The 21,077-nt window shown below is 70.8% G+C and carries 18 protein-coding genes; 14 read left to right on the top strand and 4 right to left on the bottom strand.

Annotated elements, in window-relative coordinates; translation table 11 throughout:
- Window positions 1–124: 124 nt before the first annotated feature.
- Window positions 125–2,815 (top strand): ATP-binding protein, encoded by a 2,691-nt coding sequence (locus tag OO60_RS12500; RefSeq protein ID WP_033261389.1) that lies wholly within the window; start codon window positions 125–127, stop codon window positions 2,813–2,815.
- Here OO60_RS12500 and OO60_RS12505 read toward each other — a convergent pair.
- Window positions 2,812–3,375, bottom strand: coding sequence for a flavodoxin family protein (locus OO60_RS12505; RefSeq protein ID WP_004559171.1), 564 nt, complete (start codon window positions 3,373–3,375; stop codon window positions 2,812–2,814). The genes OO60_RS12500 and OO60_RS12505 overlap by 4 nt on opposite strands.
- A gap of 79 nt (window positions 3,376–3,454) precedes the next feature.
- Here OO60_RS12505 and OO60_RS12510 point away from each other — a divergent pair, with 79 nt between their 5' ends.
- The 6 genes from OO60_RS12510 to OO60_RS12535 are packed head-to-tail and all read left to right on the top strand — an operon-like array spanning window position 3,455 to window position 8,397.
- Window positions 3,455–3,871 carry a MarR family winged helix-turn-helix transcriptional regulator gene (locus OO60_RS12510; protein ID WP_004559170.1) on the top strand — a complete coding sequence of 139 codons (417 nt, stop codon included), beginning with the start codon at window positions 3,455–3,457 and terminating at the stop codon, window positions 3,869–3,871.
- A gap of 56 nt (window positions 3,872–3,927) precedes the next feature.
- Window positions 3,928–4,716 carry an SRPBCC family protein gene (locus tag OO60_RS12515; RefSeq protein ID WP_004559169.1) on the top strand — a complete coding sequence of 263 codons (789 nt, stop codon included), beginning with the start codon at window positions 3,928–3,930 and terminating at the stop codon, window positions 4,714–4,716.
- A 34-nt stretch (window positions 4,717–4,750) separates the two neighbouring features.
- Complete coding sequence (locus tag OO60_RS12520; protein WP_033261390.1) at window positions 4,751–5,854, top strand: sensor histidine kinase; 1,104 nt, start codon at window positions 4,751–4,753, stop codon at window positions 5,852–5,854.
- Window positions 5,851–6,519 (top strand): response regulator, encoded by a 669-nt coding sequence (locus OO60_RS12525; RefSeq protein WP_004559167.1) that lies wholly within the window; start codon window positions 5,851–5,853, stop codon window positions 6,517–6,519. Before OO60_RS12520 ends, OO60_RS12525 begins: the two co-directional genes overlap by 4 nt.
- 25 nt (window positions 6,520–6,544) lie before the next feature.
- On the top strand, window positions 6,545–8,182 hold the full coding sequence (locus OO60_RS12530) for an acyl-CoA carboxylase subunit beta (RefSeq protein ID WP_004559166.1): 1,638 nt from the start codon (window positions 6,545–6,547) through the stop codon (window positions 8,180–8,182).
- Window positions 8,179–8,397 (top strand): acyl-CoA carboxylase subunit epsilon, encoded by a 219-nt coding sequence (locus tag OO60_RS12535; protein WP_004559165.1) that lies wholly within the window; start codon window positions 8,179–8,181, stop codon window positions 8,395–8,397. Before OO60_RS12530 ends, OO60_RS12535 begins: the two co-directional genes overlap by 4 nt.
- Here OO60_RS12535 and OO60_RS12540 read toward each other — a convergent pair.
- On the bottom strand, window positions 8,388–8,846 hold the full coding sequence (locus OO60_RS12540) for a MarR family winged helix-turn-helix transcriptional regulator (RefSeq protein ID WP_004559164.1): 459 nt from the start codon (window positions 8,844–8,846) through the stop codon (window positions 8,388–8,390). The two genes, OO60_RS12535 and OO60_RS12540, sit on opposite strands and share 10 nt — an antisense overlap.
- A 4-nt stretch (window positions 8,847–8,850) precedes the next feature.
- On the bottom strand, window positions 8,851–9,741 hold the full coding sequence (locus tag OO60_RS12545; RefSeq protein WP_004559163.1) for an LLM class flavin-dependent oxidoreductase: 891 nt from the start codon (window positions 9,739–9,741) through the stop codon (window positions 8,851–8,853).
- A gap of 144 nt (window positions 9,742–9,885) precedes the next feature.
- Here OO60_RS12545 and OO60_RS12550 point away from each other — a divergent pair, with 144 nt between their 5' ends.
- The 7 genes from OO60_RS12550 to OO60_RS12580 all read left to right on the top strand — a co-directional run bounded on the left by OO60_RS12550 (window position 9,886) and on the right by OO60_RS12580 (window position 19,204).
- Entirely contained in the window at window positions 9,886–10,635 is a 750-nt protein-coding gene (locus tag OO60_RS12550; RefSeq protein WP_004559162.1) for an ABC transporter ATP-binding protein, read from the top strand.
- The gene (locus tag OO60_RS12555) at window positions 10,632–13,103 is read left to right on the top strand and encodes an FtsX-like permease family protein (protein ID WP_244885518.1); all 2,472 of its coding nucleotides are present in this window, start codon (window positions 10,632–10,634) and stop codon (window positions 13,101–13,103) included. The genes OO60_RS12550 and OO60_RS12555 overlap by 4 nt, the downstream gene beginning before the upstream one ends.
- Window positions 13,104–13,107: 4 nt before the next feature.
- On the top strand, window positions 13,108–14,331 hold the full coding sequence (locus OO60_RS12560) for a sensor histidine kinase (protein WP_003067246.1): 1,224 nt from the start codon (window positions 13,108–13,110) through the stop codon (window positions 14,329–14,331).
- Window positions 14,319–14,963 (top strand): response regulator transcription factor, encoded by a 645-nt coding sequence (locus OO60_RS12565; protein WP_003067250.1) that lies wholly within the window; start codon window positions 14,319–14,321, stop codon window positions 14,961–14,963. Before OO60_RS12560 ends, OO60_RS12565 begins: the two co-directional genes overlap by 13 nt.
- Before the next feature lie 306 nt (window positions 14,964–15,269).
- Window positions 15,270–16,844 carry a TROVE domain-containing protein gene (locus OO60_RS12570; RefSeq protein WP_003067253.1) on the top strand — a complete coding sequence of 525 codons (1,575 nt, stop codon included), beginning with the start codon at window positions 15,270–15,272 and terminating at the stop codon, window positions 16,842–16,844.
- A gap of 139 nt (window positions 16,845–16,983) precedes the next feature.
- Window positions 16,984–17,610, top strand: a complete 627-nt coding sequence (locus tag OO60_RS12575; protein WP_003067256.1) for a PadR family transcriptional regulator — start codon at window positions 16,984–16,986, stop codon at window positions 17,608–17,610.
- Window positions 17,591–19,204: a DHA2 family efflux MFS transporter permease subunit gene (locus OO60_RS12580; RefSeq protein ID WP_081655768.1), complete on the top strand. Its 1,614-nt coding sequence runs from the start codon at window positions 17,591–17,593 to the stop codon at window positions 19,202–19,204. Before OO60_RS12575 ends, OO60_RS12580 begins: the two co-directional genes overlap by 20 nt.
- Here OO60_RS12580 and OO60_RS12585 read toward each other — a convergent pair.
- Window positions 19,152–20,960 carry a glycoside hydrolase family 3 protein gene (locus OO60_RS12585; protein ID WP_244885519.1) on the bottom strand — a complete coding sequence of 603 codons (1,809 nt, stop codon included), beginning with the start codon at window positions 20,958–20,960 and terminating at the stop codon, window positions 19,152–19,154. The two genes, OO60_RS12580 and OO60_RS12585, sit on opposite strands and share 53 nt — an antisense overlap.
- Window positions 20,961–21,077 lie beyond the last annotated feature (117 nt).

Here is a 21,077-nt window from a genome sequence, read left to right on the forward strand (position 1 = left end):
ACATTTGCGAGGCGCCGATCGAGTCGTCGTAGTCGCCTGCCGTCCGGATGGCCCTTTACCTCCGTACCGCCCGTTGAGATCCTTGGCAGGTTTCGCCTGATTGGCAGCCAGGGAGGGAGCCGAGATGGTGGGCGGCCGTAATTTGCGGCACCACTTGATCGTGGTGGCAGATGTCGAAGGATTCGGCGACCCGCGACGAACGGGTCTCCATCTGCAGGCCGTGCGCGATGGCCTTCATTCGATCATGCGGGCAACCTTCGCCGCTACCGAAACGCCGTGGGAGGAAAGTTACCGCGAGGCGAGCGGAGACGCGGTGTTCGCGCTCGTACCAGCCGAAGCTGACAAGGCGGCGTTTTTGGAGGCCGCACTACCCGCACTCGTCACACAGCTGCGAGTACACAACGAAACGCACCCCGAGGCGCAGCGGATCCGGCTACGAGTGGCGCTGAACGCGGGCGAGGTCGGCTACGACATGCACGGTGTCACGTCGTCCTCTTTGATCATGACGTTCCGCTTATGCGACTCACCTCCATTGAAAGCCGCATTGGCCGCATCACCCGGCGTTCTGGCGGTGATTGCATCGGAGCGGCTGTTCGATGACGTAGTCCGCCATGTTCCCGCGGCAGCACCCACCACCTGGCACCCGGTCACGGTCGTGATGAAGGAGGTCGACACGCGCGGCTGGATCACGCTTCCCGACCACCCTTACCTGACTGATACCGCCGTGCTCGCCCCTCAGGGTGCCTCGACAACGGGACCGGCGCGCACCAACCCATCCGAGGTCGTGCCGCGCCAGCTGCCCGCGGCCGTCCGAGACTTCACCGGCCGGGCCGAGCACCTGACGGCTCTCGACGCTTTGCTCCCACCCGGCCCCGCTCGGCTCGGCGGCGCGTCCGGGCAAGCGACCCCGTCGGTGGTGATCACTGCGGTCGATGGGGCGGGCGGAATCGGCAAAACCACCCTCGCCTTGCACTGGGCCTATCGCGTCCAAGACCGTTTTCCCGATGGGACGCTACACATCAACCTGCGCGGGTACGGACCAGGCACTCCCGCCACCACGGCCGAAGCCTTGAGCGGCTTTTTGCGCGCCCTGGGTGTCGCCTCCAGCGCAATTCCCACCGATGTCGACGCCCAAGCGGCACTGCTGCGCTCATTGACAGCAAGCAAACGTCTTTTGTTTGTTCTGGACAACGCTCACAGCGCTGAGCAAGTCCGTCCGCTACTGCCCAGCGCCCCCGGTTGCATGGTGGTGGTGACCAGCCGCGACAGCCTTACCGGACTCGTCGTCACCGACGCCGCCCACCGGCTCACCCTCGATCTGCTCACTCCCTCCGAGGCTCACGAACTGGTCACCGGGATCATCGGCGCCGACCGCGTCGCCGCCGAATCCGAGTCCACGAGCGAACTGGTCCGGCTTTGCGCGCGGCTGCCGCTGGCTCTGAGAATTGCCGCGAGCCGCATCGCCGCCCATTCGCATCTGTCCGTCACCGACGTCGTCACAGAACTCACCGATGATCAAACCCGACTGGACATCCTCAGCGAAGCTTCGGATGAGCGTTCCGCGATCCGGGCCGTGTTCGACTGGTCGTACCGGCGTCTGCCCGCCCAGCAAGCTCGTCTGTTCCGGAGACTCGGTCTGCACCCCGGGCCGGACATGTCCTTGGCTGCCGCTGCCGCGCTTGCCGAGCTACCGCCCGCCGATGTCCGTCGGATGCTCGCCGCGCTGACAAGCGCGCACCTGATCGAACCAGCACCTGGAGGCCGCTACCGGTTTCACGACCTGCTTCGCACCTACTCGGTCGACCAAGCCCACCGCCACGACCCTGTCGAGAGCCGCAACCAGGCACTCGAATCAATGCTGACATGGTACACCTACACCGCTTATACCCTGGACATCCAGGTCCACCCGTACTATTCGCGAATGCCCGCTGTCTTGGCCGAACCAGCTCACCCGCGGCCCCTCACCGGTTTCGACGCCGCCTGGTCATGGTTCGTCTCCGAACGCATCAACATCCTGGCCGCCCTGCAGTACTCCGCGGATCATCAGCTCGACCACCACACCGTCCCGCTCGCCCACGCCACTCGCTTCCTCACTTCCGTGGGAAGCCCGCGCGACAGGCTTGACGCCACTCTGATCGGCGTTGTCGCCGCACGCCGGACCGGCAACCCCAGCCAGGAGGCTTTCCTCCTGTTGAGCCATTCGGACGTTGCCACCCGGCTGGGCCGCACGGTCGAGGCCGGCGCCGACCTCGACCGTGCGGCTGTCTTGATCAAGCAACTGAACAAGGTGGAGCTGGAGATATCCCTGCTCAACGACCGCGGCCTGCTTCACCGTCTGCAGGGGCGATTCGAGGAGGCAGCTCGGTGGTTTGCTTTGGCGCTTCCCCTGACCAAGGGCACTGGACGTTGGGAGGCGGTGGTGGAGGGCAACCTCGGCTCGGCCTACGCCGGCCTTGGTGACTACCGGCGCGCCCTCGAGCACGGCGAGCGCGATCTGCGCATACGCCGACGCATCGGCGATCTCGAAGGCGAATCCGGGGCGCTGACGCACCTGGCGCGCGCCTGGTGCGGCTTGGGCGACTTCGACAAAGCAAATTCCTTGTGCCTGTCGGCGATCTCTCTGGGCCGTGGCAGTCCGTACCACCGCGACATGACCGTCGCCGAGCCACTGAAGGTCCTCGCGAGCGGCCTGCACGAACTCGGCCGGACTGACGAGGCCATCGAACACTGGGAGCAGGCCGCCGCCATTTACGACGAGACCGGCTACCCTCACAATGCCGCCGACGTCCGCAAGCTCCTCCGCACGCTTGCTTAGGCGTTGACCAGGTCCGCGCCGGCGAAGAACGTCTGCGCGGCCGTCATCGCGTCGGCGTCCAGCAGCACGTCACCGGGGCGGCTGCCGTTGCCGAGGAGCACGCCGCCCCAGTGCATGCCCAGGTATTCGGCGCACAGCTCCAGCGTGCCGATCAGCGGCTGAGCCTCGCGCGCGGTCTCGCTCAGCACGCTCACGCCCCACAGCGCCTTGCCGCGCATCCGCGGCTTGAACTCCACTGGCAGGCGCATCCAGCCCGACCAGTAGTCCAGGTACAGCTTCACGCTCGCCGACACCGAGTACCAGTACACCGGCGACACGATCACGATGTCGGTCGCGGCGAACGTCGCGTCCATCAGCAGCTGCTCGTGCTCGCCGGGCTCCGGGTGCGAACCCGCGCCGTGGCGGCGGTCCTCGAACGGCGGCAGTGGCAGCTCCGGCAGCCGGATCCACCGCTGGTCCACGTCCTGGGGCAGTTCCTTCGCCGCCCGCCGGGCCAGCATCTCGGTGTTGCCGCCGGCCCGCGCGGCGCCGACCAGGAACAGGAAGCTGCGGTCGCTCATGTCCGAACCCCTCCAGTTATTTGCATGTACATATAAATACTGTCCCTGGACTATCCTGGCGTCAAGAGGAGGCCGGAAGATGACCGTCGACGCCCAGGCCTGGGGCCGCGTGCTCGTGCTGCACGCCCGGATCGAGCAGGAACTCGCCAAAGCGCTGCAGCGGCGCCACGGGCTCGGGCTGTCCGAGTACCGCGCGCTCGGGAAGCTCGCCGCGGGCCCGCGGGGCGGCCTGCGGATGCAGGAGCTCGCCGAGGCGCTCGGCCTCAACCAGAGCTCGGTCAGCCGGATGTGCGCCCGCCTCGAAGACGCCGGCCTGACCGTCCGCGACCTGTGCGAGGACGACCGCCGCGGCGTCTACTCGGTGATCACCGACGCCGGCCGCAAGCGTTACGCCGAAACGGAACCGACGTACACCACGGTCCTGCGGACCGCGCTCGACAAGGCCGCCGGCGACCCCGAGCTCGCCACCGCGGTCATCGCCGTCCGCGGCGCTTGACCTGAATATTCCCCGGTGGTTATATACCGGCACAGGCAACCGCAAGGGAGGACGCCGTGGCCGAGCTGGTGACCGCCGACGAACGCCCCGCACTCCGGCTGGAACGCCGGCTGAAGCACGCACCGGAGAAGGTGTGGCGGGCGATCACGGACCCGGCCGAGCTCGCGCACTGGTTCCCCGCCCGGGTCGACGTCGAGCTGCGGGACGGCGGCACGATCCGGTTCACCTTCCCCGGCGAGGACGGCACGACGACCGGGCGGGTCGTCACCGCCGACCCGCCGCGCGAGTTCACCTTCGTCTGGAACGACGACACCCTGCGCTGGCTGATCTCCCCCGACGGCGACGGCAGCCTCCTCGAGTTCACCCACACCTTCGGCCGCGGCGACCCGGCGATCGCGAAGCTGGCCGCGGGCCGGACCGCCGCCGGCTGGGACGTCTGCCTGGCCGCCCTCGACGCGTGGCTCGACGGCAGCGTCGCCGAACCGCCGCCGGAGTGGCACGACCGGATGGCGTCCTACGTGGCCGAATTCGGTCTCGACGTCGGCGAGGTCCTCGCCGACGGCACGATCCGCTTCCGCCGCGACCTCGGCTGGAAGCCCGTGGACGAGCTGCGCCCGCTGCTGCCGGACGAACCCGGCTGGCACCTGGTGCACGACCCGGGCGAAGGCACCCGCGTCGAGTTCACCGAGGCGGCCGGGGACGACGTCCCGGCGCAGCTGGCCAGGCGGCACGAGCAGGCCGACCGGCTGTTCGCCGCCACCCACGGCGTCGACCTGCCTGGCTGGCCGCCCGAGCGCGTCGAAGCCGTGAAGAAGCATTACGCGGAGCATCCGACCCAAGGTTGACGCGCCCGGCCGGGGCCGGCATTACGTTCGGGGCATGCGCTTTCGCGTGGTCCTGGACGTGCTGGCCGTCCTGGTGCTGACCCTCGGCGCCGGCGGCAACCTCGCCGCCGGTGCGTGGGCCTTGCCGCTGTGGCTGCCCGCTTGGCTCGGCTGGACGGTCCTCGCGGTGAGCGTCGTCCCGATCGTGCTCCGCCGCTGGTCACCACGCCCGGCGTACCTCCTGTCCCTGGTGACGGCGGCGGCGGCGGTCCCGATCGGCGGCCCGGTGCTGGCCATCGCGGTCGTGTCCGCAGGCTGCGCGCTGTACACGTTCGTCGTCCAGCGCGGCAGCCGCGCTTCGCGGGTCGGATTCGCGGCCGGCCTGCTCGGGGTCGGGCTGGTCGGGGTCGCGGTGCCGAACCCGAGCACGGCGACGACGGTGAACTTCGGGGCGTCGGCCCTGATCGTCGGGTTCGCCCTCGGCGTCGCCGTCCACGGCCGCCGCGAGCACGCCGCGATCGAGCGCGAAAACCATGCCCAGCAAGCGGTTTCGGCGGAGCGGCTGCGAATCGCCCGCGAGATGCACGACGTCGTCGCGCACAGCATGAGCCTGATCGCGGTGAAGGCCGCGGTCGGCAACCACGTGGCGCTCGAGCAGCCGGACCAGGCCCGCGACGCGCTGCGCGTCATCGAAGACACGAGCCGCGAGACGCTGGCGGAGCTGCGCCGCATGCTCGGGGTGCTGCGCGACGGAACGGGCGTCCCGGCCCTGGCCCCCGCCCCGACCCTGGACGACCTGCGGGCCCTCGCCGAGCGCGCACAACTGGCGGGCCCGGAAGTGGACCTGGTCATCGACGACCTGACCGAGCTCCCGGGCGGCGTAGGACAGTCGGTGTACCGCATCGCCCAGGAGGCCCTGACCAACGTGGTGAAGCACGCGAACGCAACGGAATGCCGAATCCACATCAAGGGCACAGAGGGCGAAGTGAGCATCGAGGTGAGCGACAACGGCCGCGGCGGAGCGGCCCAACCGGGCCACGGCCTGATCGGAATGCGCGAGCGCGTAGCGGTCTACGACGGCGAGTTCTCGGCTGAACCGGCCGAAACCGGCTTCCGCGTGTACGCGCGCCTGCCGTACGAACCGGTGGCCCGCCGATGACCCGCGTCCTGATCGCCGACGACCAGGCCCTGCTGCGCGGGAGCTTCCGGGTCCTGGTGGACAGCGCCCCGGGCCTGGAGGTGGTGGGCGAGGCATCGGACGGCGTCGAGGCGGTGGCCCTGACCCGCAGGGAGCACCCGGACGTGGTCCTGATGGACGTCCGGATGCCGGAGATGGACGGCATCGAGGCAACACGCAGGATCTGCGCGGAGACGCCGGTCAAGGTCCTGATGCTGACCACGTTCGACCTGGACGAGTACGTGTATGCGGCATTGAGAGCCGGAGCGAGCGGCTTCCTCCTGAAGGACACGAGACCACCGGACCTCCTGGCGGCGATAGAGGTGGTGGCCCAAGGTGACGCGCTACTGGCTCCCTCGGTGACGAGACGCCTGGTGGCCGAGTTCGCCAGGCTCCCGCCGGGCCCGGTGACCAGGTTGGCCGGAGTGACGGCGAGAGAGCAGGAGGTCCTGACGTTGATCGCCAGAGGCCTGTCGAACGACGAGATAGCGACGCGGCTCCACGTGGGAATAGCCACGGTGAAGACCCACATCGGAAGGCTGTTGCACAAGCTGGCGGCCAGAGACCGGGCCCAGCTGGTGATAGCGGCGTACGAGTCGGGCCTGATCCGGCCCGCCCCAACGTTGCCTACGCCACACGCGAAGTGACCGACAAGTAGTTAAGCTCCCGGGAATGAGCAGTGCGACGGAGCCGCTCGGGACGCCGCCCGAGGACGAACCGGACATTCACACCACGGCCGGCAAGCTGGCCGACCTGTACCGCCGTTACGACGAGGCGGTCCACGCGGGCTCGGCCCGTGCGGTGGAGAAGCAGCACGCCAAGGGCAAGAAAACCGCCCGCGAACGGATCGAGCTGCTCCTCGACGAGAACTCCTTCGTCGAACTCGACGAGCTGGCCCGGCACCGCTCGACCAACTTCGGCCAGGAGAAGAACCGCCCGTACGGCGACGGTGTCGTCACCGGGTACGGCACCGTCGACGGCCGCCCGGTGTGCGTGTTCAGCCAGGACGTGACGGTCTTCGGCGGCAGCCTCGGCGAGGTCTACGGCGAGAAGATCGTCAAGGTGATGGACCTGGCGATCAAGACCGGCCGGCCGATCGTCGGCATCAACGAGGGCGGCGGCGCGCGCATCCAGGAGGGTGTCGTCTCGCTCGGCCTCTACGGCGAGATCTTCAACCGGAACGTCAAGGCCTCCGGCGTCATCCCGCAGATCTCGCTGATCATGGGCGCGAACGCCGGCGGGCACGTCTACTCCCCCGCGCTGACCGACTTCGTCGTGATGGTCGACGAGACCTCGCAGATGTTCATCACCGGCCCGGACGTCGTGAAGACGGTCACCGGCGAGGACGTCACCTTCGAGGAGCTCGGCGGCGGCCGCACCCACAACACGAAGTCCGGTGTCGCGCACTACCTCGGTTCCGACGACGAGGACGCCATCGCCTACGTCAAGGAACTGCTCTCCTACCTGCCGCAGAACAACCTGTCGGACGCGCCGGTGTTCGAGCCGCCCGCCGACCGGCCCGGGTTCTTCGACGACGTCACCGACGCCGACCGCGAGCTCGACACGATCATCCCGGACTCGCCGAACACCCCGTACGACATGCACGAGGTGATCACCCGCGTCGTCGACGACGGTGACTTCCTCGAGGTCCACGAGCTGTTCGCGCCGAACATCATCGTCGGCTTCGGCCGCGTCGACGGCCACAGCGTCGGCGTGGTGGCCAACCAGCCGACGCAGTTCGCCGGCTGCCTCGACATCGACGCGTCCGAGAAGGCCGCGCGGTTCGTCCGCACCTGCGACGCGTTCAACATCCCGGTGCTGACCTTCGTCGACGTCCCGGGCTTCCTCCCGGGCACCGACCAGGAGTGGAACGGCATCATCCGCCGCGGCGCGAAGCTGATCTACGCCTACGCGGAGGCGACCGTCCCGCTGGTGACGGTGATCACGCGCAAGGCGTACGGCGGCGCGTACGACGTCATGGGCTCGAAGCACCTCGGCGCCGACCTCAACCTGGCGTGGCCCACCGCGCAGGTCGCGGTGATGGGCGCGCAGGGCGCGGCGAACATCGTCCACCGCAAGACGCTGGCGAAGGCGGCGGCCGAGGGTCAGGACGTCGACGCGCTGCGGGCCGACCTGATCCAGGAGTACGAGGACACGCTCCTGAACCCGTACGCGGCCGCCGAGCGCGGGTACGTCGACTCGGTGATCGTGCCGGCGCACACCCGCGGGCACGTCGCGCGGGCGCTGTCGCTGCTGCGGAACAAGCGGGAATCGCTGCCGCCCAAGAAGCACGGGAACATCCCGCTGTGAGCGAGCAGCGTCCCCTGCTGAGGGTGGTCCGAGGAAACCCGAGCGACGCCGAGCTGGCGGCGCTGACGGCGGTCGTCGCCGCCGCTTCGGCCGCGAAGGCGCCGGAGCAGCCGAAGGCGCGTACGTCGTGGTGGGGCGATCACGCCACTGCGCTGCACAAGCCGCTTCACCCCGGCGAAGACGCTTGGCGCGCTTCGGGTTTGCCTCAGGCCTGAAGGGTGTCGAGGAAGACCGTCGGGGCTTCGTTCTCGCGCACGATGGTGCCGAGCAGGGCCCCGAGCCGGTCGCGCTCGGGCGGGCTCAGCCGGGCGGCCAGGTCGTCGACCCGGCGGCACGTCGCCGCGTAGAAGTCCTCCGCGAGTTCGCGGCCTTCCGGGGTCAGGAGGACGTGCACGGCCCGGCGGTCGTCCGGGTCCGGCGCGCGGCGGACGAGCCCGCGCCGGACCGCGCGGTCGACCAGGCCGGTGAGGCTCGACTTCTCGAGGCCGAGCGTCGCGCCCAGGTCGCCCATGCCGTACGGCCGGCCCATCAGCACGCACAGCAGCTGGCCCTGCTGCACGGTGAGCCCGTACTCGCGGGCGGACTCGGTGTAGACGGCGTTCACCAGGAACGACGCCCGCACGAGCCCGGCCACCACACCGAGGTCCGCCCCGCTCTTCCCCATCCCGTCAGCCTACGGCTTCCCTGATGGCGGGCACGATTTCCGCGGCCCACCGCGCGGCCGCGGTCCGGTCGGGCGTGCTGCCGCCGGGTCCGAACAGCACGAACCCGGCGGCGTCGTGCTCCAGCACGGCACCGGTGAGTTCCTCGATCCACTGGGCGGGCGACCCGCCGATCCAGCGGCCGTCGTCGGCGCGGGTCCTGGCGAGCGGTTCCGCGGTGATGCGCCCGGGGAAGTTGTAGACGGTGGCGATGTCGGCCGGGTCGCGCCCGGCTTCGGCGGCGGCCTTGTCGATCACCGGCCGTGAGGTGCGGTAGCGCTCGCTGAGCCAGTCGGCGGCGTGCCCGGGCATCCACCCGTCGGCGACCCGCCCGGTGACGGCGAGGGACTTCGGCCCGACGGACCCGGTCCACACGGGCGGCATCTGCTCTTCGGCGGGTGCCAGGTCGGTGACCTGGTAGAACTCGCCGTCGAAGGTGACCGGTTCGCCGCCCCCGCCGAGCAGCTTGACGAGGCGGATGCCCTCTTCGAAGGCCCGGACGGCCTGTCCCGGCGTCAGCTTGGCGAAGCCGAGCCGCGCGATGTCGTCCCAGAGCCCGCCGACGCCCATGCCGAGCACGATCCGGCCGCCGGTCAGCGCGGACAGCGAGGTGACGGTCCTGGCCAGCATCGACGCGGGCCGCGTGGCCAGGTTCGTGACGCTGACCAGGCCGGAGATCCGTTCGGTCCGGCCCAGCAGAACGCCGAGTTCGGCGTACGCGTCGAGCCGGTCGGCGTGGTACGGGTGATCGGAGACGGTGATCAGGTCCAGACCACTCCGGTCGGCCTGGACGGCGAGTTCGAGGGTGCCGGGGACGGCGGCGACCGCTGTGGACACGCCGATACCGAAGTGCACCATGATTCCTCCCAGTTAGTTCGTACTACGAACATAGCACAGGTAATTCTTGGTACGAACTTCTTTTGGGGGGTAGGGCCAGCCCTACCCCGGAAATCATCGCCTGCCCGGTAGGACCGAACGCCCAGGTCCAGCAGGATTTCTCCCATGGTTCTCCTCCAGGATTCGAAGCAGGCTCCGCCGCGGGACGTGGTCGAGCTGACCGGGGTCACCAAGGTGCACCCGGGTGGCGTCCGGGCCCTCGACGGCGTGAGCGCCGGGTTCGGGCCGGGCACGTTCACCGCCGTCATGGGCCCGTCGGGGTCCGGGAAGTCGACGCTGCTGCACTGCGCGGCGGGCCTCGACCGGCCCACCTCGGGCCGGGTCGTCCTGGCCGGCCAGGACATCGCCACCCTCCGCGAGCCCAAGCTGACCGCCGTGCGGCGCGCGCACGTCGGGTTCGTGTTCCAGTCGTTCAACCTCGTCGACGCGCTTTCGGTGTGGGACAACATCCTGCTGCCGCAGCAGCTGGCCGGGCAGCGGCCGGACAAGAAGTGGGCGCGCGAGCTGGTCGAGCGCGTCGGCCTGGCCGGGCGCGAAAAGGCTCGCCCCGGCCAGCTTTCCGGCGGCCAGCAGCAGCGCGTCGCGCTGGCCCGTGCACTGGCCGGCCGGCCCGCGGTGATCTTCGGCGACGAGCCGACCGGCGCGCTGGACCTCGGCACCGGGCGCGAGGTGCTCGCGCTGCTGCGCCGGTTCGTCGACGAGGTCGGCGCGACCTTCGTGATGGTGACGCACGACCCGGCGGCGGCCGCGTGGGCCGACCGCGTCGTGTTTCTGGCCGACGGGCGGCTCGCGGGCGAGCTGTTCGCGCCGTCGGCCCAGCAGGTGTCCGCCCGGATGGTGGAGCTCACGCGATGATGACGAAACTGGCCGCCGCGAGCGTGCGGCACCGCCTCGGCTCGTTCACCGGCACGTTCCTCACGGCGTTCCTCGCGATCGCCCTGATCGCGGGCAGCGGCCTGCTGCTCTGGTCGGTGCTGACCGCCGGGCCGGGCGCGGACCGGTTCGGCACCGTGGACGCGATGGTCGCCGGCGAGCGGTCGATCACGCTGACCACGGCGACGGACAAGGGCGACAAGGTCAAGGTCAAGACGAAGGACGAGCGGCTCTCCGGCGCGCAGCCGCTCTCGCCCGAGGTGGTCTCCGCGGTCGCCGGAACGCCCGGCGTCACCGAAGCCGTCGCCGACTACGCGTTCCCCGTTTCGCTGGACGTCAACGGGAAGCCGATGCGCGCTCCCGACGCCGCGACCGTCGCCCACGGCTGGGCGTCCGCCGCACTGACGCCGTACCCGCTGCAGGACGGCGCCGCGCCGAAGCCCGGCGAAGTCGTGCTGCAGCAGGAGTTCGGCGCCCACGCCGGCGACACCGTGCGGCTGACCAGCCGGACCGGGACGCGGGAGCTGCGGGTGGCCGGGGTCGTCAGCGGGAACGTCCCGGGCCAGGCCGCGGTGTTCGTCGCGGACGCGCAGGTCGCCGAGCTGTCCGGGCTGACCGGCCCGACCGCCGTCGCGGTCCGGGCGTCTGCGGCCGGGATCGCCGCGCTGGGCAATCGGCTGGGAACCACCGCGACCGTCCACACGGGAGCGGACAAGGTGCGCGCCGACCTGCCCGGCGCGGTCCCCGACTACATCGGCGCGATCTCGATCTTCGGGTTCGTCCTCGGCATCACCGGGTTCGCCGCGGTGTTCGTGCTCACCGGCACGGTGTCGCTCGCCGTCCGGCAGCGGCTGCGGGAACTGGCGCTGCTGCGCACGGCCGGCGCGACCCCGCGGCAGCTGCGCCGCATGCTGCGGCTGGAGATCACGCTCGTCACGCTGGTCGCGGCGCTGCCCGCGGTGCCGTCCGGGATCGTCGTCGCCGAACTGGTCGCCCGCCGGTTCCGGGAACTGGGCGCGGTGCCGCCGCAGTTCACCGTGTCCTACAACGCTTTCGTGCTCGTCGCCGCGGTCGCGCTCGGCCTGCTGGTGACGGTGTTCGCCACCGCGCTCGCCGCCCGCCGGGCCGTCCGGATCGCGCCGACGCAGGCGCTTCGCGAGACCGTCACCGCCGGCCGCGTCGGCTGGGTGCCCCGGATCGTCGTGGCCGCCGTGCTGGTCCTGGGTGCGGTCGCGGTGCTGAGCCTGGTGCCGCTGGGCGGCCCGTTCGGCATGGGCATGGGGTTCGTCTCCTGTTCGTTGCTGCTGTGCGCGGCCGCCGCGCTCGGCCCGATCGTCGTCGGCGCGCTGACCGGCGTGCTGTCCCGCCTCGCCGCGCTGACCGGCGTGCTCGGCCGGGTGGCCGGCGCGATGACCCGCGCCGAGTCCCGGCGCGTCGTCGGCGTCGCGATCCCGCTGACGCTGATGTTCGCGATCAACGCCACGATGCTGCTGAACGGCGACATCCTCACCGAGGTGACGGCGGACCAGCAGGCCGCCCGGACGTCGGCGGCGACCGTCCGCGTCGCCGCGACCAACGGCCCGGGCCTGCCGCTGGCGACAGCGGCGCAGGTCGCCGCCCAGCCCGGGGTGACCGGCTCGGCGGCCACGCTCGGCACCCGCGTCGTCGTCGACCAGGACGGCAAGCCGGAGGACTACGCGGCCCAGGGGCTGCGGACGGCCGGCGAGCAGGCGCTCGACCTCGGTGTCACCGACGGCAAGCTCGACCCGCGTGACGGCACGGTCGCCGTCAGCGGCCCGCTGGCCGAAGCGCGCGGCTGGCACGTCGGCGACAAGCCGGTGTTCTGGCTGTCCGACGGCACGAAGGCCGAGCTGACCGTGACCGCGGTCTACGCGAACTGGCGCGGCTTCGGCGACCTCGTCCTGAACGCCGGCACCGTCGCCGCGCACGACCCCCGCGGGCTCGTCGGCGCGCTCTACCTCCGCGGCACGCCGGATCTCGCGCAGTGGCCGACGCTCGCCGCCACCAGCACCGCCGAGCCCCGCGAGGGCACCGCGGACGTGCAGAACCAGCAGGCCGCCTGGGAGCTGATGGTCGTCATCTCGCTCGGGTTCACCGCGATCGCCGTGGTCAACACCTTCGCCATCGCGACCGGCGCCCGCCGCCGCGAGTTCGCCGACCTGCGCCTGGCCGGCGCGACCGCCCGGCAGCTGCACCGGATGCTCGGCCGCGAAACGCTGATCACGGTGGCCGTCGCCCTCGTTCTCGGCTGCGTGATCACCGGGGCCGTGGTCGGCACGTTCAGCGTCGCGCAGGACGGGCAGTGGCGGCTGTTCGCCGAACCCCTGCGGTACCTGACGCTGCTGGGCGGGGTGGGCCTGCTCGGGATCGCCGCCGGGGCCGTTCGGGCTCGTTTCGTGATCAAGCGCCGCGCACTCCCGCTAGGTTGATCGCGTGCTCCGCCGCGCGGGCCTCGCGCTCGCCCACCTGCTGACCAGCCTGGTGCTGGGACCCGTCACCTTCGTGTGGGCCCTGGTCACCACGCTGGTCAGCGGGCTGCTGTCGTTCACCTGGCTGGCGCCGCCGGCGTTCCTCGCCGCGACCTGGGTGACCCGCCGGATCACCCGCCTGGAGCGGTGGCGGGCGGCGCTGGTGCTGCGACGCCCGGTCGAAACGCCGTACGAGCCGGCCTCCGGCCGGAACCCGTGGACCCGCGGCCGCCTGCTCGTCCGCGACCCGGCGACCTGGCGCGACCTCGCCTGGCTGCTGCTGCTGGTCCCGGTGGCGGTCGCCGGGTTCGCCGGCGTGGTCGCGGGGGTCGTGGACGTCGCCGCGATCGTCGCGCCGCTGTGGCTGTGGGCGGTGCCGAACCCGTACTTGCCGCCGCTGGTGGACTGGCTGTTCAACACGGCCGGCGGCCGGTTCACCCTCACCGCACTGGGCCTGGCGCTGGCGCCGGTCGCCTGGTGGGTGGTCACCACGGCGGCCCGGCTGCAGGCCCGGGCGGCGGCAGCGCTGCTGGAACCCGGGCCCCGGCAACGGCTGGCCCGGCGCGCCCGCGAACTCGCCGTGACGCGCCGCCGGGTCGTCGACGCCCAGGCGGCGGAGCTGCAGCGGATCGAACGCGACCTGCACGACGGTGCCCAGGCGAGGATCGTCGCGGCCGGCATGACGCTCGCGCTGGCGGACCGCAAGATGCGCACGTCAGGACAGCCTGCGCGCGACGACGTCCAGACGGCCCGGCGCCAGCTCGACGACGCGCTGGCCGAGCTGCGGCGGCTCGTGCGTGGCATCCACCCGCCGATCCTGACCGACCGCGGTCTCGTCGAGGCACTGGCCGCACTGGCCGGCGACGCTCCCCTGCCGGTCGAGGTGCGAGCCGCCGACCTGGGCGAGCTTCCGGCGGCGGTCGAATCCGCGGCGTACTTCGTCACGGCGGAGGCGCTGGCGAACGTCGTCAAGCACGCGGAGGCAAGCTCGTGCGCGATCACCCTCACGCGCACGCCCGACCTGCTGTCGCTCGAAGTCCGTGACGACGGCCGCGGCGGCGCCGACGGCTCGGGGTCCGGATTGGACGGTCTGCGCCGCCGCGTCGAAGCCCTGGACGGCACGCTGTCCGTCACCAGCCCCGCCGGGGGCCCGACCACCATCCTCGCGGAGCTGCCATGCGCATCGTGATCGCCGAAGACCTCATGCTGCTGCGGGACGGACTGGTCCGCATGCTCACCGACACCGGCCACACGGTGGTCGCGGCGGTGTCCACCGCCCCGGAACTGGAGGCGGCGGTGGCCGAGCACCGGCCGGACTTGTCCATTGTGGACGTGCGCATGCCGCCGGGCTTCCGCGACGAGGGCCTGCGCGCGGCACTGGCGATCCGCGCCCGCGAGCCGAAGACACCGATTTTGATCCTGTCGCAGTACGTGGAGCGGGCGTACGCGGCCGAGCTGATCGCGGACGGCAACGGCGCGGTGGGCTACCTGCTCAAGGACCGCGTCACGGCGCTGGACGAATTCCTGGACGCCATCGAGCGCGTGGCGGCGGGCGGCACGGCGATGGACCCGGAGGTGGTCCGGCAGCTGTTCGCCCGCAACAACACCGACCGCGGAATCAACGCGTTGACGGCCCGCGAGCGCGAGGTGCTGGGGCTGGTGGCCCAGGGGTTTTCGAACTCGGCGATCTGCGCGGAGCTGGTGCTGGCGCCGCCCTCGGTGGAGAAGCACATCGGCAACATCCTGACCAAGCTGGACCTGCCCCCGTCGGACGACACCCACCGGCGGGTGCGGGCGGTGCTGGCCTACCTCAACGGTTAATTCGGTCGAGCCACGGTCGATCCCTTGCTACCTTGGGATCACCGCACTCCCGGTGCGAAGCCCGCGGTTACTTCTTGCTGTAACCGAGAACCCGCGGGCAACGAAGATCTCGGGAGCCACGGCCACACCGGTGCCCGGTGCGCAGGCGAGGGTTACTTCCACTCCTAATGGGCAGGTCGGGGGTTCGAATCCCTCCCGGATCACTCGCGGTCCGGTAGCTCAGTGGCCTAGAGCAGCTATGTACCTTCACCGACTTCGATCTCGGGCATCGCTGTGGCCGTGGCTCCCTCCGCAAGAGGGGGAAGAATGAGCAAGTTCAACACCGCACGAGCACCGGCCGCGACCTCTCCGGTCCGCAGCGAGGCCATGCCGTCCACCGTCACCCACCAGGGCGGCGCCGGTTACGCGCGCGACACGAAGTCCGAGCTGTTCCTGCTCGCCGTGACGAACCTGGTCGGCGAGCACACCTTCTACGAGTCCGACGAGACGCGCGACACGCGCTACGCCGAGCTCGTCCGCCAGTCCACACTGGACGATCCCGAGTGGACCGCCCGGTTCCTGCGCTGGCTGCGCACGGACGCGAACCTGCGCACGGCGTCGCTCGTCGGCGCGGCCGAGTTCGCCAAGGCGCGCCGGGACGCCGGGCTCGACGGGCTGAGCCGTCAGGTCGTCGACGGCGTGCTGCAGCGGGCCGACGAGCCCGGCGAGCTGCTCGCGTACTGGACTTCCGTGCACGGCCGGGCCGTGCCGAAGCCGGTCAAGCGCGGCGTCGCCGACGCGGCCGCCCGGCTCTACGACGAGCGGTCCTTCGTCAAGTGGGACTCCGCCGCACGCGCGTTCCGGTTCGCCGACGTCCTCGAGCTGACCCATCCGGCCGGCGGGGGCGAGCTGTTCCGGCACATCCTCGACGAGCGGCACGACCGCGGCAACGCGATCCCGGCCGCGCTCGAGACCCTGCGCGCCCGCGCGGAGCTGATGAGCTGGGACGTCACCGACCGCCGGAAGCTGTTCGACCGCCCGGACGCCGCCGCCGTGCTGCGCGCGGCGGGCATGACGTGGGAGTCGGTCGCCGGCTGGCTGCAGGGCCCCCTGGACGCCCGCGTCTGGGAGGCGCTGATCCCCTCGATGGGTTACATGGCGCAGTTGCGGAACCTCCGCAACTTCGACGAGGCCGGCGTCTCGGACGCGGTCGCGCGGCAGGTCGCCGCGCGGCTTGCCGATCCGGCGCAGGTCGCGAAGTCGCGGCAGCTGCCGATGCGGTTCCTCTCGGCCTACCGCGCCGCGCCGTCGCTGCGGTGGGCGTGGGCGCTGGAGCAGGCGATCGCGCACGCGCTGGCGAACGTGCCGGTGCTGACCGGGCGGACGCTGGTCCTCGTCGACACGTCGGCGTCGATGAACGACCGCTTCAGCCGGGACGGCAGCCTGATGCGCTGGGACGCGGCCGCGGTGTTCGGCCTGGCGCTCGGCCGGCGCTGCGCGAAGGCCGACGTCGTGTCGTTCTCGGACAGCTACTGGGGTGGCGGCCGGGGCACCAAGGTGTTCAAGCTGCGGCCGGGTGGTTCGCTGCTGAGCGACGTCGAGCGCTGGAAGTCCGGCGGGTTCTTCATCGGCGGTGGCACCGACACCGCCGGCGCGGTGAAGAAGCACTTCGCGAAGCACGACCGCGTCGTGATCCTCACCGACGAGCAGGCCGCGTACGGCGACGTCGGGCAGGCGCTGCCCGCGCACGTGCCGCTGTACACCTGGAACCTGGCGGGGTACCGGGCCGGCCACGCGCCGTCCGGTGGTGCGCACCGGCACGCGTTCGGCGGGCTGAGCGACCAGGCCTTCCGGATGATCCCGCTGCTCGAGCGGGGTCACAGCGCCGACTGGCCCTTCTGAGAGACGCCGTGCAGGCCCCCGTGACGCGATCATGGGGGCCTGCACGCTGTGTACGGACCGTCACCGGAATGACCGTGGACCCATCGCTACCCCGGGCCGTATAGTCCACGTGGAATAACCGACCTGGAGGGATCACGTCATGGCCTCGGCCAAGCTGACGCCACTCGGCATCGCCGTGCTGGAGCTGCTCCACGAGAAGCCCATGCACCCGTACGAGATGGCCACGCTCATGCGCGAGCGGTACGTCGACACCCGGGTCAACGTGAAGGCGGGCTCGCTGTACCACACCGTGGAACGGCTGCACCGCGACGGTTTCATCGAGGTCGTCGACACCCAGCGCGACGGCAGGCGGCCCGAACGGACCGTCTACGGCATGACGCAGACCGGGCTCGACGAGTTCAACCGGCGCGGCCGCGAACTGCTGGGGGACGTCGCCACGGAGTTCCCCGCCTACCTGACCGGCCTCGCCGTGATCGACGAACTGGGGCGCGAAACGACGTTGAACGAGCTCGAAACCCGGCTCATGCGGCTGCGCGCCGCGGTGGCCTCCGACCGGACCGTGCTGCAGCGCCTCACCGAGGACAAGACGCCGGAGATCTACTGGCTCGACTGGCGCTACAGCTGCGACCACCGGCAGTTCGAACTCGAGTGGACCGAACGGCTCGCCGAGGACCTGCGGTCCGGGCGAATCCCGTTCCAGGAGCACCAACCACCCAAGCTCACGCTCATCACCAAGGAAGACCACGATGAACGCAAGACAAGCTAATCCCTGGGCAGCGCTGGGCGCGCTGTGCCTCGGCTTCTTCATGATCCTGCTCGACACGACGATCGTGTCGATCGCGATCCCGACCATGCTGAACAAGCTGAACGCCGGGCTGAACTCGGTCGTCTGGGTGATCAGCGTCTACCTGCTCACCTACGCCGTGCCGATGCTGTTCACCAGCCGGCTCGGTGACCGCTTCGGCCCGAAGCGGGTGTTCCTCGCCGGGCTCGTCGTGTTCACCGGCGCGTCGCTGTGGTGCGGTCTGTCCGGCAACGTCGAGATGCTGATCGCCGCGCGGGCCGTGCAGGGGCTCGGCGCCGCCCTGATGACGCCGCAGACGCTGGCGTTCATCACGCACCTGTTCCCGCCGGCCAAGCGCGGCCCGGCGATGGGCATGTGGGGCGGGGTCGCCGGGCTGGCGACGATCGCCGGCCCGCTGCTCGGCGGCGTGCTGGTCGACCACCTCGGCTGGGAGTGGATCTTCTTCGTCAACGTCCCGATCGGCGTGATCGCCATCGTGCTGACGATGATGCTGGTGCCGGACTGGCAGCCGAAGCACGCGCACGCGTTCGACCTGCTGGGGATCTTCCTCTCGAGTGCGGCCCTGCTGTGCATCGTGTTCGGCGTCCAGAACGGCCAGCAGTACGACTGGGGCACGGTCTTCGGCGGCATCACGGTGTTCGAGATCATCGGCGCCGGCGTGGTGCTGATGATCGCCTTCCTGGTGTGGCAGCGGTTCAACAAGCGGGAGCCGCTGCTGCCGCTGCAGGTGTTCTCGAACCGGAACTTCTCCGCCGGGACGCTCACCGCGACCACCGTCGGGTTCGCGATGACCGGCATGTTCCTGCCGCTGGTCATCTACATCCAGTCGGTGCTCGGGCTGAGCCCGACCATGGGCGGCCTGCTCACCGCGCCGATGTCGCTGCTGTCCGGGATCATCGCGCCGTTCGTCGGGCGCGCGTCGGACAAGGTCAACGGCAAGTACCTGGTGATGTTCGGCCTGGCGGCGCTCGCGGCCGGACTGGGGATCATCGCGCTGCAGGCGACGCCGGACAGCAACGCGTGGACGTTCGTCCCGGCGCTGCTGGTGTGCGGGCTCGGCATCGGCTGCATCTTCTCGCCGATGAGCAACCTGACGATGGGTTCGGTCGAGCCGCGGCTGGCCGGGACCGCGTCCGGCATCTTCAACACCGCCCGCCAGGTCGGCGGCGTGCTCGGCAGCGCGGCGATCGGCGTGCTGCTGCAGGCGCGGATCAGCGCGTCCATCGCGGACGAGGCGACGAAGGCGGCCGCCCAGCTGCCGGCCCAGTACCGGGCGCCGTTCGCCGAGGGGATCGCACACGCGGCGGCGAACACCGGCGAGTTCGGCTCGGCGGGCGGCCCGGCGCCGATGCCGGGACTGCCCGCGGAGATCGCCGCGCAGGCGGGGAAGCTGGCCACCCAGGCAGTCCACAGTGGACTGACCGACGCGGCCCGCGTGACGATGCTGCTGCCGATGGGCGTGCTGCTGCTCGGCGTCCTGTCCGCCGCGGTGCTGCAGCGGGTCAAGCCGCGCTGGGAGACGCCGGCGCCCGCCGCCGAAGCCGCCGCGGCCTGAAACCGCGCAGACCCCCGTTCCGGTGTCGGGTACCGGAACGGGGGCCTGCACGGACCGCGGGAGCGGTGGTCTGCCGCGGCGGCTCGTGAGTGGTAAGGAGGGTTCTAACCCTGTCTCTTATACACATCTCCGAGCCCACGAGACGGACTCCTATCTCGTATAGTGGCACCCCCGAGGCCTTCAGCTTGGCGATGAGGGCGAGGTCTTCGGCGTCGAGGCCGAGCCCGTTCGGCCGGTCTCCCTGCCCTTCGGCGTACGGCGTTTCGCCCACCACGGCGACCGCGACCTTGTAACCGGAGTTGATTCCGCTACCCGCACGGTCATAGGTCACCACCGTGCCTTTCCCGGCACCGGCCTTGATGCCGTCGAGGATCGTCGTGCCGGGGATGACCCGCGCGCCGCTCTGGCCCTGCCAGGTGAGCGTCCAGCCACCCGCCTGGTTGCCCATGTCGTCGGCGTTCTTCCCGGCCACGAAGATCTTGTTGTCCTGCTTGGCCAGCGGCAGCACGCCGTCGTTCTTCAGCAGCACCTGCGACTCGCGCGCCGCCTGCCGGGCCACCGCGTGGTGCGCCGCGCTGCCGAAGTCCTGCTGCAGCGAGCGGTCGGTGAGCGGGTGGTCGAACAGGCCCAGCTCGAACTTCTTCGTGAGGATCCGCCGGTTGGCGTCGTCGATGCGGGACACCGGGACGTGCCCGTTGCCGACCTCCGCCTTCAGCGTGCTGATGAACTTCAGGTAGTCGTTCGGGACCATGACCATGTCGATGCCGGCGTTGACGGCCTGGCTGACTTCGGCCGCGGTGAACCCGGCCTGGCCGTCGATCTGGTCGATGCCGTTCCAGTCGGAGACCACGTAGCCGGAGAAGCCGAGCTCCGTCTTGAGCAGGTCGGTGATCAGGAACTTGTTGCCGTGGTCCTTGACGCCGTTCCAGCTGTTGAAGCTGATCATCACCGAGCCGACGCCGTGGGCGACCGCGGCCTGGAACGGCGGCAGGTGGATGCGCCGCAGCTCGTCCAGGCTGATCTGGGTGTTGCCCTGGTCGACGCCGCCGGTGGTGCCGCCGTCGCCGATGAAGTGCTTGGCCGTGGCCATGATCGACGTCGTGGTGCCGAGCGAGGAGCCTTGCAAGCCCTCGATGACCACGGAGTTCGCGACGGCGTTGGCGGGGACCTCGCCGAAGGACTCGTACGTGCGGCCCCAGCGGTCGTCGCGGGCGACGCAGAGGCAGGGCGCGAAACCCCACTTGACGCCGGTGGCGGCGGCTTCCCGGGCGGTGATCGCGCCGATCTGCCGAACCAGCGCCGGGTCGCCCGCGGCCCCCAGGCCGATGTTGTGCGGGAAGATCGTGGCGCCCGGCACGTTGTTGTGGCCGTGCACGGTGTCCGAGCCGTAGACGATCGGGATGCCGAGCCCGGTCGACGTCGCCGCCCGCTGGTAGGCGTCGACCATGTCCGCCCACCCGGCCGGGGTGTTCGGCGACGGCGCCGAGCCGCCGCCGGAGAGGATGGACCCGAGCCGGGCGGCGGCGGACTGGGCGGGCGTCGCGGCGCCCCGCTCGCCCTCGGTCATCTGCCCGACCTTGTCGTCGAGCGTCATCCGCGCCATCAGGTCCGAGACGCGGTCGGCCACCGAGGCGCGCGGGTTCTTGTACAGCGGCGTCGCGGCGGCGGACGCCATCGGGACGAGGGCCGTGCCCGCGAGGAGGAGGCCGGCCAACGCAGTCGTTCGCAATGATCTCGTGGTGCGGAGGAGCGGCATTGGTCTCTCCGTGACGTTCCGTCGATCCATAAGTTGCGAGCCAAAACAAATTAGCTCTCCCCTGGCGTGACGCCGGTCACAATTCGGTCACGACCGCCTGGTCAAGTAAGTTTCAGT

The organism is Amycolatopsis vancoresmycina (assembly GCF_000716785.1).
GTDB lineage: Bacteria > Actinomycetota > Actinomycetes > Mycobacteriales > Pseudonocardiaceae > Amycolatopsis > Amycolatopsis vancoresmycina.